The organism is Saccharibacillus qingshengii, from assembly GCF_013185195.1.
GTDB classification, from domain to species: domain Bacteria; phylum Bacillota; class Bacilli; order Paenibacillales; family Paenibacillaceae; genus Saccharibacillus; species Saccharibacillus qingshengii.
In genome coordinates this window covers 159,321-174,587 of sequence record NZ_JAAZWC010000005.1, presented here as the reverse complement: position 1 = coordinate 174,587, position 15,267 = coordinate 159,321, and the positions used below count along the sequence as shown (strand labels likewise).

The following is a 15,267-nucleotide window of genomic DNA, read 5'->3' as shown; positions in this document are numbered from 1 at the left end:
GAATGAGAGAAGGAATCGACATGAAAAGCGCATCCGATCAAACCCTGCCGAAAGCGAACCGTCTGTGGATCGTGATCGGTACGATCATCGTCCAGATGGGCCTCGGTACTATCTATACATGGAGCTTGTTCAATCAGCCGCTCGCCGACAAATTTGGCTGGGAACTGGGCAGCACGGCGGTGACGTTCTCGATCACCAGCTTCGCGCTTGCGTTCGCAACGCTGTTCTCCGGCAAACTGCAGGACAAGTTCGGCATTCGCAGATTGATCGCCGCTTCCGGTATCCTGCTCGGCATCGGGCTCATGCTCTCCTCGCAGGTGACGTCGCTCGGTCTGCTGTATGTGGTGGCCGGCGTTATCGTCGGCTACGCCGACGGCACGGCCTATATGACCTCGCTGTCCAACCTGATCAAATGGTTTCCGAAGCATAAAGGCCTCATGTCCGGCGTCTCGGTCGGCGCTTACGGTACAGGCAGCCTGATCTTCAAGTATATCAACGGGGCGATGATCGAATCGCGCGGCGTCTCGCAGGCTTTCCTGATATGGGGAATCATCGTACTTGTGATGGTGGTATTCGGCTCGCTGCTGGTCCGCGAAGCTTCGAACACCGCATCGCCGGTATCCGCTTCCGGCGTGCGTGCCAAAGACTACACCGTCAAGGAAATGCTCAAGACCAAGCAGGCGTATCTGCTGTTCGTCGTCTTCTTCACCGCCTGCATGAGCGGACTGTACCTGATCGGCAGCGTCAAGGATATCGGCGTACGCCTGGCCGGTCTTGATGTCGCCACCGCAGCCAATGCCGTCGCCATGATCGCGATCTTCAACACGGCGGGCCGCCTCATCCTCGGTCCTCTGTCCGACAAGGTCGGCCGTCTGAGAGTCGTCTCCGGCGCGCTGCTGGTTACGTTCGCGGCCGTTATGGTGCTCAGCTTCGCGACGCTGACCTACCCGCTGTTCTTCGCAAGCGTAGCGGCGATTGCTTTCTGCTTCGGCGGTAATATCACCGTGTTCCCGGCGATCGTCAGCGATTTCTTCGGCCTGAAGAACCAGGGCAAGAATTACGGCGTGATCTACCAGGGCTTCGGCCTCGGCGCTTTGTCCGCTTCGTTTATCGCGGCGCTGCTCGGCGGATTCAAACCGACTTTCCTCGTGATCGGCGCCCTGTGCGTGATCTCGTTCCTGATCGCGGTACTGGTCAAAGCACCGAAAGCAGAAGTTCGGAGTGCGGCGGAAGAAGCGGCTTCGGAAGCATCCTCTTCCGACAAAGAAACGCAGGCCGAAGGTCCGCAGGGCAAAGGTTCACCTGGCAAAGAAGGCAAAGGCATGCGGCTCAATCCGCAGACCAAAGGGATCTGATTCGGGGCCATGCGGCCGCCACCGGACCTACGGGTTCGTAGGGCGTTCAATTCTGGGATTAAAAGACTTCGACGGTATTTTCGTCGGAGTCTTTTTGGTATGTTCGAGCAAACGAATCAGCGAGAATTCCGTAGGAATCCGCCACTGATAAAGAAAGCTCGGCTATGATTGCGAAGAATGGCGGGTACAGCGTAAATTCGAATAGAGACGGGAAAGCGAGTATATGGGATATCTAAAAACACCACAAACATAGCGCCTATGTAGCCAAAGTTATGAAATACGCGACCTTGTATGTGGAAGAAGGATACAAGGTGATTGAGATTCCGCAAGCTGGGGCAAGTGGGTTCGTTCGACCGATCGGTGGGCCGGTTACTTCGGTTTTTGGACTACGTATCCATCCGACTATCGGTAAAGAAAAGAAATATGCCGGTGTCGATCTAGGTTGTTAAACAGGAGATCCTATACCGGCTTCGAAAGCAGGAAAGATGATCTTCAGTGCTTGACAGAATGCGAACGATCGTAGTAAAGGGTATGGACAGTATGTGCGTATCGATCATGGCGGCGGCTACGTCACTACGTATAGCCATCTTTTTAAACTAATTACGGGCGTTGGCGAGACTGTACAAGCTGGCAGCGTGATCGGAGAATGCGGATCTACAGGCGGCAGTACAGGGCTGCACTTGCACTTTGAAATCATCATCAACGGGAGTCTGGTTGATCCTCTGCCATTCGTTGGAGGGAAATGACATGTATTCGGGGTATCGCTACGAAGCCGATGGACGTTACCACGCAGCTGATCGGATCGGCTGAAGAGATTATGGGGTATTTGAAAGCGTAGAAACGCAAGCATCCTCAAGTCCGGATTACCAATAGCGACGATCATGTCATCGCGGAAACGAAAAACGGCCATATTATTTTCCAGGAATATGTGGCCGTAGCCGATATACGGAATGAACTGCTGGAAGATCCGGATTACGATTCTGAAAAGCTTGTACGCGAGCTGATCGGATCCAACATCGTTTACGAAGGCTACCTGCCAACGGATAAAGAAGACGCGTTGTATCTGCTGCAAAGCTTGTACGCTCAATATGTCCAGCATTATAAGCAAGCCTAAAAGAACGGCTCAAACACGAGCCGTTCTTTTTTTATAGATTTCATCAAGATAATAGCTTTAATTAGTTTACTTTAACGTTTAAAAAGGTATTATTATGAAAAAAGGAGGCATTAAAATGAAAATAAGAATAACTTTGGTTATGGTTATGTTTTTATCTCTTTTAACGATATCCACCTTTTCAAAAACTGCTAATGCTGATCTTTATGTAGGAGGACCTAATACTGGTCAAAGAGCTGCTTGGTACAGTAATTCTGTTACAAGCTATGGTTATAATTCGTTATTTAATCAAGGGAGGGCAAGTTGGGATAATATATCGTCTAAAGTTAAAGTTTTGTACACTCCTTCTACAAGCACCACCTCTGATCGCTATTATGTAGGCACAACTCCTACAGCTAATGTACTAGGAATAATGCTTCCTTTTAGAAACGTGAGCGGCACAGTTAGGCAAGTTTTCACCACGGAGCCTTGGCAATTTGCATCAGTATCCGCTTATCATAATGAAATTCAATCTTGGGGTTTAAGTGATCCACAAATTGTTTCAATGGTAACCGCTCATGAAATTGGTCATAGTTTAGGACTGGATCATAGTCCACACCAAATCTACAGTATGATGATAGGGCCATCTGAACAACTTTACGCATACCCTCCTACAGATTACGATAAAAGTGAGTTAAGAAGAAAATGGGGAAATTAATATTATAAGGAGGAAGTAATATGATGAAAATGAAAAAAGCATGGATCCTAATGGCATTAGGAGCTACATTTTGTTTGGTTTTGATCATTGGGATTCGTCAATATACAACCACTAATGCTCTTACTTATGCAGATGAAACTGTGAGTAAGAGTATACCCGATTCGGAAATAAAGAAAGAGAAAAAGGATAGAGACCATGGACTCAAACGAGTGAATGCGGAGGCGAGTTATATTGGTTTTGAGGATATAGACGCCTTGGAAAATGACGCCGATGTGATCGTTGTAGGTACGCCTATTCTTCCTTTTGAGAAACGTGAACATGAGGCTACGTATTATGAAGACGGATTCATACAGAATTTTTACACCTTAACAGATTTCAAAGTGGAAAAGGTGATTAAAGACCCTGAGCAAGCTGTTCAGAATGAAAAGATAAAATTTATTGAGCCGATATCCATTGTAACGAATGAAAATGGTCAGAAAGTGATTTACTCTATTGCGGATTATCAAGAAGTTCAACAGGGAGAAAAGTATTTGGTTTTCTTGAAGAATAATGGTCTGGGTAACTATAGCGTGATCAATATGAATAATGGAACATTTGATTTGAATGAAAATGAAGAGAATTCCTTTAATGCTTTGGAGATTGAAGGAGATCCAGTACATGAGAAATTAAAAAATGAAGCTTTAGAGGAATATGATTTAAATTGATCTATTCAAAATATACCTTTGTTAAAGGGCCCATATACTAAAGGGTCCTTTTTTGCGATAAGCAAAGCAAGAAAGTTAAGGTATAGCGGTCATTACCCTTCAATGGATCGATAGCCGACCGCTAAAAGTGAGTCGGTTTTCTGTTTTGAAGACTTTATCAAGATTACGGTTCACCTATGGGTTGCGCGTAGCAGAGCAGCTTGGCGGGATTTACCCGATTATTATGGACCTTGGTCTTCCGCTTACAGCTTTTTCTGGCGACTTCAAAAGTCAGGAACTTGGGAGGAAATCTTGGAGCATGTGGCGATCGAGCCTGATTTCGAACAAATCATGTTGGATACAACAATTGTCCGGGTTCATCAGCATGGAACAGGCGCAAAAGGGGACAGCACAAGCAAGCGATCGGACGTTCCCGAGGCGGATTGACGACCAAAATTCATGCGGTCGTCGATGCGCTGGGAAATCCGCTCAAGTTTGAGCTGACACCTGAACAAGCTCACGATTCCGTCCAAGGATACGAAATGCTCGCCCAGTTCGACCTGTCAAACCGTGAGGTTTTAGCCGATCGAGTTTACGACACGGATGCGATTCGGACCCTTTTAAGGGAACAAAATGCGATCGCTGTGATTCTCAGCAAGAAGAATCGCCGAGTGCAGCACGCCTACGACCGTACGGTGTATAAAGAACGTCATTTCGTCGAATGCTTTTTCAATAAAATGAAAAACTACAGGCGCCTAGCAACTCGCTACGATAAGACAGCGAGCATGTTCAAGGCTTTTTTAGCTTTAATTTCAATTCGGATTTGGCTTAAATAGGTTTGCGTAGAGGCCCTAATGAAGACGTAGTAAAAAGAGTACTTATTATGCAATCGTTCCTTATAGATAAGGATTACCATCATGTACGCGTCGATCGTAAGGAATTTGAACAGTATAAAAGAGAAGGTTGGAAGCATGATAGTCGCGATTGGAATCTTGGACTAGAGGGATTTTTAAAATAAAGAAAAAGCCCCATCTATTACACTGGAAGAAGTCATTGAGTACACGCTGCGGATAAATCGTACATGTCCCATCATGTTCATGAAGCGATATGCACAATATAGAATGATACTGTTTGAACGACTATTTAAAAGCCGCTACCGTACCCGATTAGGGTGTGGCAGCGGCTTTTTTCACGTTGAGCTTGAATATATTGACCGTCTGCAAATAAGAAGTCGCTCTGTCCTACACTTCATTAACGCGCACTTTCATAAAAAAATTTCCTGCGGCCTCCGACTTTTTCGATCCTGCCAACGCATATATCTATAGACGGACAACATGCCGGAGAGCGAAAGGAGGCGGCCCAAGCCGAATATGCCAAACGAAGCGAAATGGATTAGACGGATTCAGCGCAGCGGCGACCGCGAGGCCGCCGACCAACTGGTGTCGTATTACTACCGCGAATCTACGCATTCGTCTACCGGCAGCTGATGCATCGGGAGAATGCGCTCGATCTGACACAGGATATTTTCGTCAGTATGCTGCGAAGTATCGGTTCGTTCGAAGGCAGCCGTTCGTCGCTTCGCACCTGGTTGTACCGGATTGCGACGAACCGGGTCATCGACCATTTTCGATCCCGCAGCCACCGCGATACGAAGCTGAGCCGGCCGTTGGAAGATTTTGATCTGGCGGAAGAGGGCGATTTTACACTGGAGCTTGTGCGGCAGGAAGAAGTGGGCCGGGTGCTGGAATTGATTCGGACTTTCGATATTCGCGCGCAGGAGATTATCCGGCTCAAACTGTTCGCGCAGCGGACTTTTGCCGAAATCGCACAGCTGTTGGAACTGCCGGATTCAACGGTCAAAACGAATTATTACGCATCGATCCGCCGGATCAAACACCAATTCAAGGAGGAGCGCCATGAACAAACAGGAGAAACCGAAGCGGGCGGGCGACGCACGGCGGACATTTAGCGAAAATACGTCAAACCTTGACGGATCGGTGGATCTCTTGACCGTCGACTACCCGGATGAACAAGAGATGCGCATGCGGATCTCTTCGATCGTCGATGAAGCGCTGCCGGCCCCTCCGTCATTTCCCGTTTACGTGGCGGGCATGTATCGTCAGCTCGGGTTCCGCCATCTGTTCCGGGACTTGACGGAGATCGCTTTCGTGCTGCTGCTGGGATTGGGCATTCTGATCTTCATGGCGCTGTTTGCGATGGAGAATACGAATAGGGAGGGGATTTACGCTTTTATTTTTATCGTGTCGCCGCTGCTCTATCTGGCCGTATCGGTCGTCTTCTTCGCCGATCTGCAGCGCAGGGATACGTACCAAGTCGAGATGGCCTGCCGCTATAACGTATATCAGCTCGCCTCGCTGCGTATGCTCGTTTTTGCAGGCGTTTGCTTGATCCTGAATATCGCGTTCGTCTGCTGGATCGCCGCTTTTTATGGGAATATCGACCTGCTGCGTGGGCTGATGCTGTCCGCTTCGTCTCTGTTTTTATTTGCGGCCGCTTTCCTGTACGGTCTGCTGCGCGGACGTACGGGATTCGGACGTTACGTGCCGATTGCGCTCTGGCCCCTGCTCCATACCGGGTTGTGGATAGCGAAGCCCGGCGTCTATCTGTCGCTGCTGAGCGATATGCCGGTCTTGGCGTATGGCGCGCTGATCCTGCTCGGAGCCGCCGCCTACTTCGGACAGGTGCGGCGACTGCCGACTTTTCGGCCCAAACTTTTTTGAGAATCCCAGGAAAAAGGAGTGGATAGAATGCTGACCGTACGAGGAGCCGGAAGGCGTTACGGGAATTTTCAAGCGCTGGAGAAGCTGGATCTGGAATTCGGCCATGGCGTTTACGGACTGCTTGCGCCGAACGGAGCCGGCAAAACGACTCTGCTAAAGATGCTGGCCGGGCTGCTGCCGCCTACCCAGGGCGAGATTGCCTATGAAGGAACGCCGCTTGCGGCATTGGATGAGAAATATCGGGAGCTGCTGGGCTATCTGCCGCAAAAGTTCGGCTATTATCCCAACGATACGCCGCTGAAATACATGCAGTATCTGGCCGCAATCAAAGGCATGGACCGCAAAAGCGCGCGGGAGCGTTCCGAGCTGCTGCTGGATATGCTGGCGCTGGGCGAGGTGAAGCGGCGGAAAATGAAGACTTTCTCAGGCGGGATGATCCAGCGGGTCGGCATTGCGCAGGCGCTGCTGAACGATCCCCGCGTGCTGATCCTGGATGAACCGACGGCCGGACTCGATCCGAAAGAGCGCGCGAGATTCCGCAGTCTGCTGACACAGCTCGGGCGGGACCGGATCGTCATTTTGTCCACGCATGTCGTCTCGGATGTGGAGTCGGCGGCAAATGAGATCGTAATGCTGAAGGACGGGCAGGTGTTTGTCAAGGATACGGCGGAGGCGGTCTGTTCGCTGTTGGCAGGCCGGGTGTACGAGACGCAGATCGGATACGAAGAAGCGGAAAAGTTCCGCAGGCAGTATCCGATTCTGGCCGAACGCGGAGAGCGCGGAGAGCGGGAAGGGCTGCATATGCGTTTTGCGGCGGAATCCCAATCGGCTATGCCGGAATGGCAGGCGATGAAGCCCGGGCTGGAAGACGTATTTCTGTACGTATACCGGGATACGGCTGTACATTCGCCGGGGCGGTCGGAGAAGGAGGCAGCGCGATATGAAAACGGCTGAAAATCATTTGTCGAACAGCTATCGCGGATCGGGAATTCCATTGATCTGGCTGGAGTTCAAGAGATTATTTATGCCGAAAAGGGTAGGGCTTGCGGTGTTGGTTCTGCTGCTGGGGGGACTGTGGTTGTATCCGTTTCGGATTCTGTATCCCGGGGAAAGATTCAAGGATTGGGACAATGCTATCGCCGTGCAGTTGGAAGCGGAGTACGGACTGCAAATCGACGCGGCGGAGTTGGAACAATTCAAGCAGTCGCTGGTCCCGAAGATTGCGCAAGCAGACGCATATATCCGTTCGACGCCCGCTTTTGCCCGGGTCAATCTGGACCGTTACGACCGCTATGTCAAAAGGTCCCAGATGGCAAACGGCGGGACGCTTCCGTTAAATCGCATCATCGACGCGGGTCCGGCAAAAGATCTGTTCGCGGAACTTCAAGCGTCGCTGGGTTGGATCGAATATTATGAAAACAGAACGGTCAATACGTTTGGCCTTAACGAAACCGAGAAAAAAAGGGCAGCAGACATCCAGAGCCGCGATTGGGTATCGGTGCTGCCTCCGAATTTTACGAACAGTTATAATTCCACAAATCTGTTAAGCCGGCTTGCGCTGACCGCCATGCTGATGACTTCGCTGCTCGTGATGCATATTCATATCGGAGACCGCCGGGTCGGACTGGGTGAGGTACAGGCGGCGTCGAGAGCGGGAACTACCGGTTTGTTTCGGATCAAAATGGCTGCCGCCCTGTTGACAGGAACGCTGGTTGCGGCGGTTCTGCTGGTCGCCCTGCTGCTTGCCTATCGATTCAGCGGCCTGTGGAGTCTGATGGGAGCAGATATCAATGGAAAAGAAGGCCCCCTTTTCTGGACCGATCTGAGCTTTCTGCAGTATATGGGGATCACGTATACGGCTGTGTTCATGCTCTGCTGGATTGCGGCGGGATTGGCTTATATGGCGTGGAGAAAGGAAGGGCGGAGGGAACGTTGGTGATCAGTCAGAAAAAGGGAGTGGCCCTATAAGGGCCGCTCAACGTGTCGAGAAAGTCTGATTGAAGGTGAAGCGGATAAGCGGAAGGAGAAATTCAGTGCAGGAACGATAGTGTTCGCCTTTGAAATCGAGAAAATCCCACTACAATTTAATCCTTTTCTCGATTTCAACACGCGACCGGAACGAATTTCTCCTGTAGCTGTTAGGCTTCTAAAGCGTATAAGACTTTCTCGACAATCTGAGCGGCCCTATTATAAAGGCCGCTCTTTTTTGTCTCGTTTACGAACGTCGATCACGCTTCTTCTCCCACTATAAAGCTGCCCTTTATGCGATATCAAGCCATACGTTTTTGGTTGTGAGGCTCCCACTGACGGAGTGTGGCGGCGTTTGGAAACGAAAAAGAAAGAGATTCCGGTCGCCATAGTTCCGCCCTGTTCCTTGCTCGCCCAATAGGCGACAATGACTTCAGATCCCAAGCAGGGATTCGCGAACGCCTTCCCCGTAAGGCCAGGACATCGATAAAGTCCGGCGGTGCCGGGCGCGCTGCGCTGCGGTATGCCGGAAGAAGCGTTCGCATAATCGTACGTGATTATTGGGGTTCGACGCCCCACTTGCTTAGGCGCAAGCTCTTGGTAGAGCACTCCACTTCTAATGGAGCTACAACAAATCATGATCTTTGGGGAAGGAAGTTCCGGCGGACCGCCTACTTGGGGCCCGGCGCCCGAACGCGCTTTGCAGCCCCGGCGGATTCCGCCGGCCGAAGCTGCGGCGAGCAAGCGAAGAACGACGGAGAAGGGGTCGGTCCGAAGTCGGGACCGGCGCTGCCCAGCCGTTCGACTCCCGCTTGCCGCGCGCAGCCGAAGCCGACTCAAGCCGGGCTCCGCGCATACGGGCGTGCGAACTTCCGCCGCAAAGATTCCAAGGAGGAACCATCTATGAATTCAAATCATTCGAACATAAACGTACCGCACGGCCGCAAAATTCCGGGGATGCCCGGTCCGAACGTTCGTCCGGGAGAAGCGAAAAAAGAATCGGTCTTCGTGCCCGGCGTGCTTGAACTCGGTCAGGGTCTGCGCACCGTCGAAGTCCAAGACGGCCAGCGCGCGCTGCTGTTTGAACATACCCGCTACGTCCGTCTGCTGATGCCGGGCCGCCACCGCTTTTGGAGCTGGACGGACCGCGCCCGGAAAGTGGTTTTCAAAAGCCTGGCCGAGCCGTTCGAACATCATCCTATGGACAGTTGGGTGCCCGGCTGGCTTACCGCAAATGGCATTCCCGACATGGACGTGCGCTTGTATGCGGGAGATGCCGAGCTGATGAAGCAGCTCAGCACGGTGGAAGTCGGCGACGGCGAATATGCGCTGCATCTGGAGAACGGACGGTTCAAAAACCTGCTGTCGACCGGACGTTACGCTTACTGGAACGAATCGCGCGAGCATACCTTTATTCGCGTCGACCTTCAGACTCCGGAGATCGGGCCGGAGATCGGACGCGCAATCCTGGAAAAGATCGGGCCGAACTATGTGCAGACGGTCGAAGTGGCGAGCCACGAGACCGGCCTGCTGTACTTCGATAACCGGTTTCAGCGGCAGCTGTCTCCGGGGCGGAGCTTTTTCTGGAACGGTTCCGCGGCCGTGACGGTCAAGAAGTTCGATCTGCGCCGTCAGCAGCTCGATATGACCGGTCAGGAGATTCTGACGGAAGACAAAGTCTCGCTGCGCCTGAACTTCGTCTGCCAGTACCGGATCGTCGATCCGCTGCGGGCGGCGGAGATCAAGAACTTCGAAGACCAGGTGTACGTCCAGCTGCAGCTGCTGCTGCGCGAATACGTCGGCACGCTCAAGCTGGATGATCTGCTGCGCATGAAACAGGAGATCGGCGACTTCGTATTGGGCCGACTGCAGGCAAGCGGCGCGGACTACGGCGTGGAATTCCTCGCGGCCGGACTCAAAGACGTCATTCTGCCGGGCGAGATCCGCGCTATCCTCAATACGGTCCTGCTGGCCGAGAAAAAAGCGCAGGCCAATATGATTACCCGGCGTGAAGAAACGGCATCGACCCGCAGCCTGCTGAACACGGCCAAGCTGATGGACGAGAACGCGACGCTGTACCGGCTCAAGGAACTGGAATTCGTGGAGAAAATCTGCGAAAAGATCGGCACGATCTCGCTCAGCGGAGGCAGCAGCCTGCTCGAGCAGATGAACGGCCTGCTGGGACTGCGGCAGGGGGAAGAACGCAGGGAGATCGGCCGGGAGTAACCGAATTCTCTGCGCAAATGAGCATCAAACCGTCTTTTCGAAGACGGTTTTTTGTCGTTCTGCCATCAGGGGACGCTCGTAATAAACTTTCAAAAAGACCGTTGACAAAGTGGCGCGCTGCCTTTATGGTTAGTTACATGACTAACAAACCGGAAAGGTGGTCGCGATGCCGATTCCATTCGACGAAAACCGGCCTATTTTTCAACAGATTGCAGATCGAATCGAAGACGACATTCTCAACGACACCTATGCGGAGGAAGACCAGATTATCTCGACCACGCAATTTTCGCGCATGTTCCAGATCAATCCCGCTACGGTCGTCAAAGGATTCGGCCTGCTGGTGAATGAAGGCATTATCTACAAAAAGCGAGGGCTTGGCATGTACGTGTCCGCCGGAGCGAAGGAGAAGATCATGGGCAAACGCCGGGAACGGTTTTACAGCGATTTGGTCGTCAAATTGTTGGAGGAAGCGGAGAAGCTGGGCATGAGCATGGAAGATGTGATCGACATGATCAAACGGGAGAAAAGGGGACAGCGCACATGAACTCGGTACTGCAGGTCAAGCATTTGAGCAAATCGTACGGACGCACGGAAGCGGTCGACAGCCTGAGTCTGGAACTTGCCGAGCACACCATCTATGGACTGCTTGGACGCAACGGCGCGGGCAAGACGACACTGTTGAATGTGATCACGGGCGGGATGTTTCCGGACGGCGGCGAGGTGGTCGTGCATGGACGTCCGCTCCGCCAAGGAGAAGTGCCGACCCAAGTCTGCTATATCCGCGAGAAAAACTTTTACCCCAGCGGAGCGCGTATCCGCGATGTGCTGCAGATGGCGTCTGTTTTTCATCCGGATTGGGATTCCGAACTGGCTTCGACGCTTCTGGGAACGTTCAAGCTGAATCCGAGCAAAAAAATGCGTCAGCTGTCGCGCGGCATGGAGTCGATGGTCGGCAATATCATCGGTCTTGCGAGCCGGGCGCCGCTTACGATCTTCGACGAACCTGTCCTGGGATTGGATGTGCTGATGCGCGAAAAATTCTACCGTACGCTGCTTGAAGATTATGCGGAACATCCGCGTACCATCCTGCTCTCCACGCATCTGATCGACGAGATCGCAACCGTGGTGGAGCAGGTGTTCATTATGGAAAATGGCGGCATTCTGATGCGGGAAGAAGTCGAGCATATCCGGGAACGCGCGCATACGGTCAGCGGCAGCACCGCTGCGCTCGACGCTTTTACGGCGGGCAGACGCGTCATTCACGGCGAACGTTACGGGAATGTGGGCGTCGCTATCGTATACGGCGATTTGCCGGACGACAAACGAAGAGAAGCGCAGAGCCGAGGACTGACGATCGAAGGCGTGCCGCTGCAGAAATTTTTTGCTTATTTGATCGAGGAGGGACAAGCGGATGAATAAAATGGGAGTCCAACTGCGGGTATCCATGCTTCGAATGAGACTGGCCATCCTGCTTGTGATCGGTGCCATTGTCGTGTCGACGATTGCCAACTATACGGTCAATGCGGCGCTGCAGGGCGATCCGCAGCGTGACGCGCAGGACGTGGCGGCTGCGGTCGGCGAGCTGCGCGACCTGACGGGAGACGATTCGCTGCAGATCGAAGTCCCGTCGGAGATGGAGAACGTCAATGTCTCTTCGGCCAATATGCTGCTGCTGCTGCTGCCGGTGCTCGCGATCGTCCTGCCGCTGCAAACATTCCGGACGATGATGAACTTCGGCGACTCGCGCAGACGGTATTTTGTCGGCCTGCTGCTGATCTATGCCGGTGCGGCTCTGGTACTGGCTTTGTGCAACAGTCTCTGGTGGCCGTTCGAACAGAATATTATCCGCGAGCACAGCCAGACGTTTAACCTGATTGAAATTTTCGGTTGGGATCGCCTTGGGACCGTCGGGATTTTCCTGTATCAGGCCGCTTTCTATTTCTTCGTCCTGACGCTGTTCAATCTGCTGTTCTCCCGGATGAAATCTCCGATCACCTGGATCCTGTGGGCGGTTCTGATCGCGGCGATTCCGATCGGAACCTCGATCGCTTCGCTTCGCGTACATGTGGCGGATTTCTTCCTGGCTCTGCTGTTCAACGATTCCCTGATTGCCGGTATGGGACTGAACTTGATCTTGAGCGCCGTATTTATTGCGGGAGCCTGGTTGTTTACGCGCCATCGGACGTTCTAAGGGACTCCCTATACAACGTGAAAAAAAGATTATTCCGCTCAAACCGTCAAACCAATCTTTTCGATGATGCGAAAGCCTACGCTTTCGCATTTTTTCTTGTTCAAACTCCTTTTTCTGCTAAATTTTCTGCTGATTTTGTCGATAAATATCGAAACAACTCACCTTAGACGTATAAAACACTATCTATAAGACGGAAGACTTGAGTAGGCTGAAGGGTTCGACCCATAAGGAGGGCTTGAAGATGAACTTGAAAATGAAATTGGCTGCGCTGCTTGTTATTGTCACTCTTGTCGGTACGGGAAGTATCAGTGTGGCTGCGTTGAGCACGATGAAAAACGACGCTCAGAAGGTCATCGACAGTAATCTGCAGGGGGCTGCTCGCAATACGGCCGAACAAATCGGAGGTTGGGTCGGCAAAAATGCCAAAGTCGTAGAAACGACTGCCCAAGTCATCGAATCGTCGGTTCCGCTGGATCGTATCGCGGAAAGCCATCTGCAGGCTTATGCAGCCGAGTCCAACAAAAACAATTTGTCGGATATTTATGTAGGCATGGAAGACGGACGCATGATCGACGGTTCCGGCTGGGTGCCGGAAGCGGATTACGATGTCAAAGTCCGTCCTTGGTACACGGAAGGCAAAGCGGCCAATGCGCTGAACTTCAGCAACCCGTATCTGGATCTCATCAGCGGCGAGTATGCCGTCTCGATCGGATATCCGCTGCACGAGAAAGACGGCGCGTTTGCCGGGGTCGTCGCCGGCGATATGAAACTCTCGACTTTGACCGAGACGATCAACACTATCAAGATTGACGGCGGATTTGCTTTTATGACCGACAAAACGGGCGTAGTGCTGGCCCATGCCGATGCGGACAACGTCAACAAGCCGCTTGGCGAAGTAGCCGACTATGCCGGGATTGCCGCCGAAATGCTCAAGAACGAATCCGGCAGTGTCGAATACGAATACAAAGGCGATACCCATCTGCTGTATTACCAAAAAGTCGCAGGCACGGGCTGGCTCGTGGCCGCTTCGGTCTCGAAAGACTTCGCTTTTGCGGATTATATCCAGCTGCGAAATATCTTCATCATCGGGATCGCAGCGCTCGCAATCCTGCTGACCCTGGTCGCCGTGTTTGCGGCTGCCCGCCTCATTAAACCGCTTATCCTGCTGCAGCAAAGTGCGCAGCGTATGTCCGAAGGCGATCTGACCGCTACGGTCGAGATCAAAGGCAAAGACGAAATCGGCAAACTCGGCACGGCGTTCAACGACATGTCCGCCAGTCTGCGTAAGCTGATCCATGCGACGGCCAATTCCGCCGAAGGCGTAGAGAACTCCGCCAAATATATGAACGGACAGGCCGAAGGCGCGAAGCATATTTCCGACCAGATCGCCGTCGTGATCGAAGAACTGGCGAGAGGCGCGACGGATCAGGCGTCCTCGATTCAATCGGGCGTCGAGCAGCTGGGCGATATGAATGCTTCGATCGACGCGATCGCAAGCAGCGCAGGACAGGCTTCCGCCGGTGCGGACGATGTCACGGAAGCGATGCAAGGCGGCCTGCAGGCCGTCGCTTCGCAGGGCAATCTGACCGAAGCGAGCCGCAGTTCGGCGGGACGGGTCGAAGAAGCGAACCGCCGTCTGGGCGATCAGACGGTCAAGATCGGCGAAGCGGTCAGCCTGATTCACACGGTTGCCAAACAGACGAACCTGCTGGCGCTGAACGCGGCGATCGAAGCGGCGCGGGCCGGGGAACACGGCAAAGGCTTCAGCGTCGTGGCAGACGAAGTGCGCAAACTCGCCGAGCAGACCCGGGCTTCGGCTGCGGATATCGATACGCTGCTGGCGGGGGTTCAGGAAGCGGGACGCCAGAGTATCGGCGAGATTCAGGAGTTCCAGGCGATGGTCGACAAACAGATCGAAGCAGCGGCCTCCACACGCGGAGCCTTCGACGTGATCCGCAGTTCGGTCGACGGCATCACGAGCCGGATCCACGAAGTTTCGACCGCGTCGGAAGAACTGAAACACAGCTCGGACCATGTGTCGGCGATCATGACGGATATCGCGGCCGTCGCGGAGCAGAGTGCCGCAAGTACGGAAGAAGCGGCTTCGTCGACGCAGGAACAGGCGCAGGCGATTGCCAGCATCTCCGATCTGTCGGGCGAAGTGTCGGTCAGCGCGGACGAGCTGCGCGCCCGGATCGCCAAGTTCAAGACCCAGTAATCCGGCAGTGCCGTTCCCTCTTTCCGCTAGGCAAAAGCCGGCTTGTCCTCTCGGGGACAAGCCGGCTTTTTGCTGGG

The 15,267-nt window shown here is 52.9% G+C and carries 15 protein-coding genes and 2 pseudogenes; all 17 read left to right on the top strand.

All coding sequences use genetic code 11. The features are described 5' to 3' along the window. Nucleotides 1-2: 2 nt before the first annotated feature. The gene (locus tag HRQ60_RS06635) at nt 3-1,355 is read left to right on the top strand and encodes an L-lactate MFS transporter (RefSeq protein ID WP_425501628.1); all 1,353 of its coding nucleotides are present in this window, start codon (nt 3-5) and stop codon (nt 1,353-1,355) included. Between the two features lie 530 nt (nt 1,356-1,885). Next, a pseudogene (locus HRQ60_RS24105) lies at nt 1,886-2,101 on the top strand (M23 family metallopeptidase); the annotation flags it as partial. 182 nt (nt 2,102-2,283) lie between these two features. Continuing rightward, nucleotides 2,284-2,469 carry a hypothetical protein gene (locus HRQ60_RS06625; RefSeq protein WP_172194854.1) on the top strand — a complete coding sequence of 62 codons (186 nt, stop codon included), beginning with the start codon at nt 2,284-2,286 and terminating at the stop codon, nt 2,467-2,469. A gap of 115 nt (nt 2,470-2,584) precedes the next feature. Continuing rightward, nucleotides 2,585-3,163 (top strand): matrixin family metalloprotease, encoded by a 579-nt coding sequence (locus HRQ60_RS06620; RefSeq protein WP_172194853.1) that lies wholly within the window; start codon nt 2,585-2,587, stop codon nt 3,161-3,163. 20 nt (nt 3,164-3,183) lie between these two features. After that, nucleotides 3,184-3,867, top strand: coding sequence for a hypothetical protein (locus HRQ60_RS06615; RefSeq protein ID WP_172194852.1), 684 nt, complete (start codon nt 3,184-3,186; stop codon nt 3,865-3,867). Nucleotides 3,868-4,023: 156 nt separating this feature from the next. Next, nucleotides 4,024-4,146, top strand: a pseudogene (locus HRQ60_RS24100) (transposase); the annotation flags it as partial. Between the two features lie 12 nt (nt 4,147-4,158). Continuing rightward, entirely contained in the window at nt 4,159-4,293 is a 135-nt protein-coding gene (locus HRQ60_RS23880) for a hypothetical protein (protein ID WP_281358065.1), read from the top strand. Further along, the gene (locus HRQ60_RS06605) at nt 4,290-4,682 is read left to right on the top strand and encodes an IS5 family transposase (protein ID WP_246281180.1); all 393 of its coding nucleotides are present in this window, start codon (nt 4,290-4,292) and stop codon (nt 4,680-4,682) included. Before HRQ60_RS23880 ends, HRQ60_RS06605 begins: the two co-directional genes overlap by 4 nt. Before the next feature lie 650 nt (nt 4,683-5,332). Continuing rightward, entirely contained in the window at nt 5,333-5,815 is a 483-nt protein-coding gene (locus HRQ60_RS06600) for an RNA polymerase sigma factor (protein WP_172194851.1), read from the top strand. Beyond that, a complete protein-coding gene (locus tag HRQ60_RS06595) occupies nt 5,763-6,587 on the top strand; it encodes a hypothetical protein (protein ID WP_172194850.1) in 825 nt (274 codons plus the stop codon). Before HRQ60_RS06600 ends, HRQ60_RS06595 begins: the two co-directional genes overlap by 53 nt. A gap of 27 nt (nt 6,588-6,614) precedes the next feature. After that, nucleotides 6,615-7,541, top strand: a complete 927-nt coding sequence (locus tag HRQ60_RS06590) for an ATP-binding cassette domain-containing protein (RefSeq protein WP_172194849.1) — start codon at nt 6,615-6,617, stop codon at nt 7,539-7,541. Beyond that, a complete protein-coding gene (locus tag HRQ60_RS06585) occupies nt 7,528-8,526 on the top strand; it encodes a hypothetical protein (protein ID WP_172194848.1) in 999 nt (332 codons plus the stop codon). The genes HRQ60_RS06590 and HRQ60_RS06585 overlap by 14 nt, the downstream gene beginning before the upstream one ends. 932 nt (nt 8,527-9,458) lie before the next feature. Next, on the top strand, nt 9,459-10,781 hold the full coding sequence (locus tag HRQ60_RS06580) for a slipin family protein (RefSeq protein WP_246281178.1): 1,323 nt from the start codon (nt 9,459-9,461) through the stop codon (nt 10,779-10,781). A 166-nt stretch (nt 10,782-10,947) separates the two neighbouring features. Continuing rightward, on the top strand, nt 10,948-11,325 hold the full coding sequence (locus HRQ60_RS06575; RefSeq protein ID WP_172194847.1) for a GntR family transcriptional regulator: 378 nt from the start codon (nt 10,948-10,950) through the stop codon (nt 11,323-11,325). Then, nucleotides 11,322-12,200 (top strand): ATP-binding cassette domain-containing protein, encoded by an 879-nt coding sequence (locus tag HRQ60_RS06570; protein ID WP_172194846.1) that lies wholly within the window; start codon nt 11,322-11,324, stop codon nt 12,198-12,200. Before HRQ60_RS06575 ends, HRQ60_RS06570 begins: the two co-directional genes overlap by 4 nt. Then, nucleotides 12,193-12,972, top strand: a complete 780-nt coding sequence (locus HRQ60_RS06565) for a hypothetical protein (RefSeq protein WP_172194845.1) — start codon at nt 12,193-12,195, stop codon at nt 12,970-12,972. Before HRQ60_RS06570 ends, HRQ60_RS06565 begins: the two co-directional genes overlap by 8 nt. A 241-nt stretch (nt 12,973-13,213) precedes the next feature. Continuing rightward, complete coding sequence (locus HRQ60_RS06560) at nt 13,214-15,190, top strand: methyl-accepting chemotaxis protein (protein ID WP_172194844.1); 1,977 nt, start codon at nt 13,214-13,216, stop codon at nt 15,188-15,190. Nucleotides 15,191-15,267 lie beyond the last annotated feature (77 nt).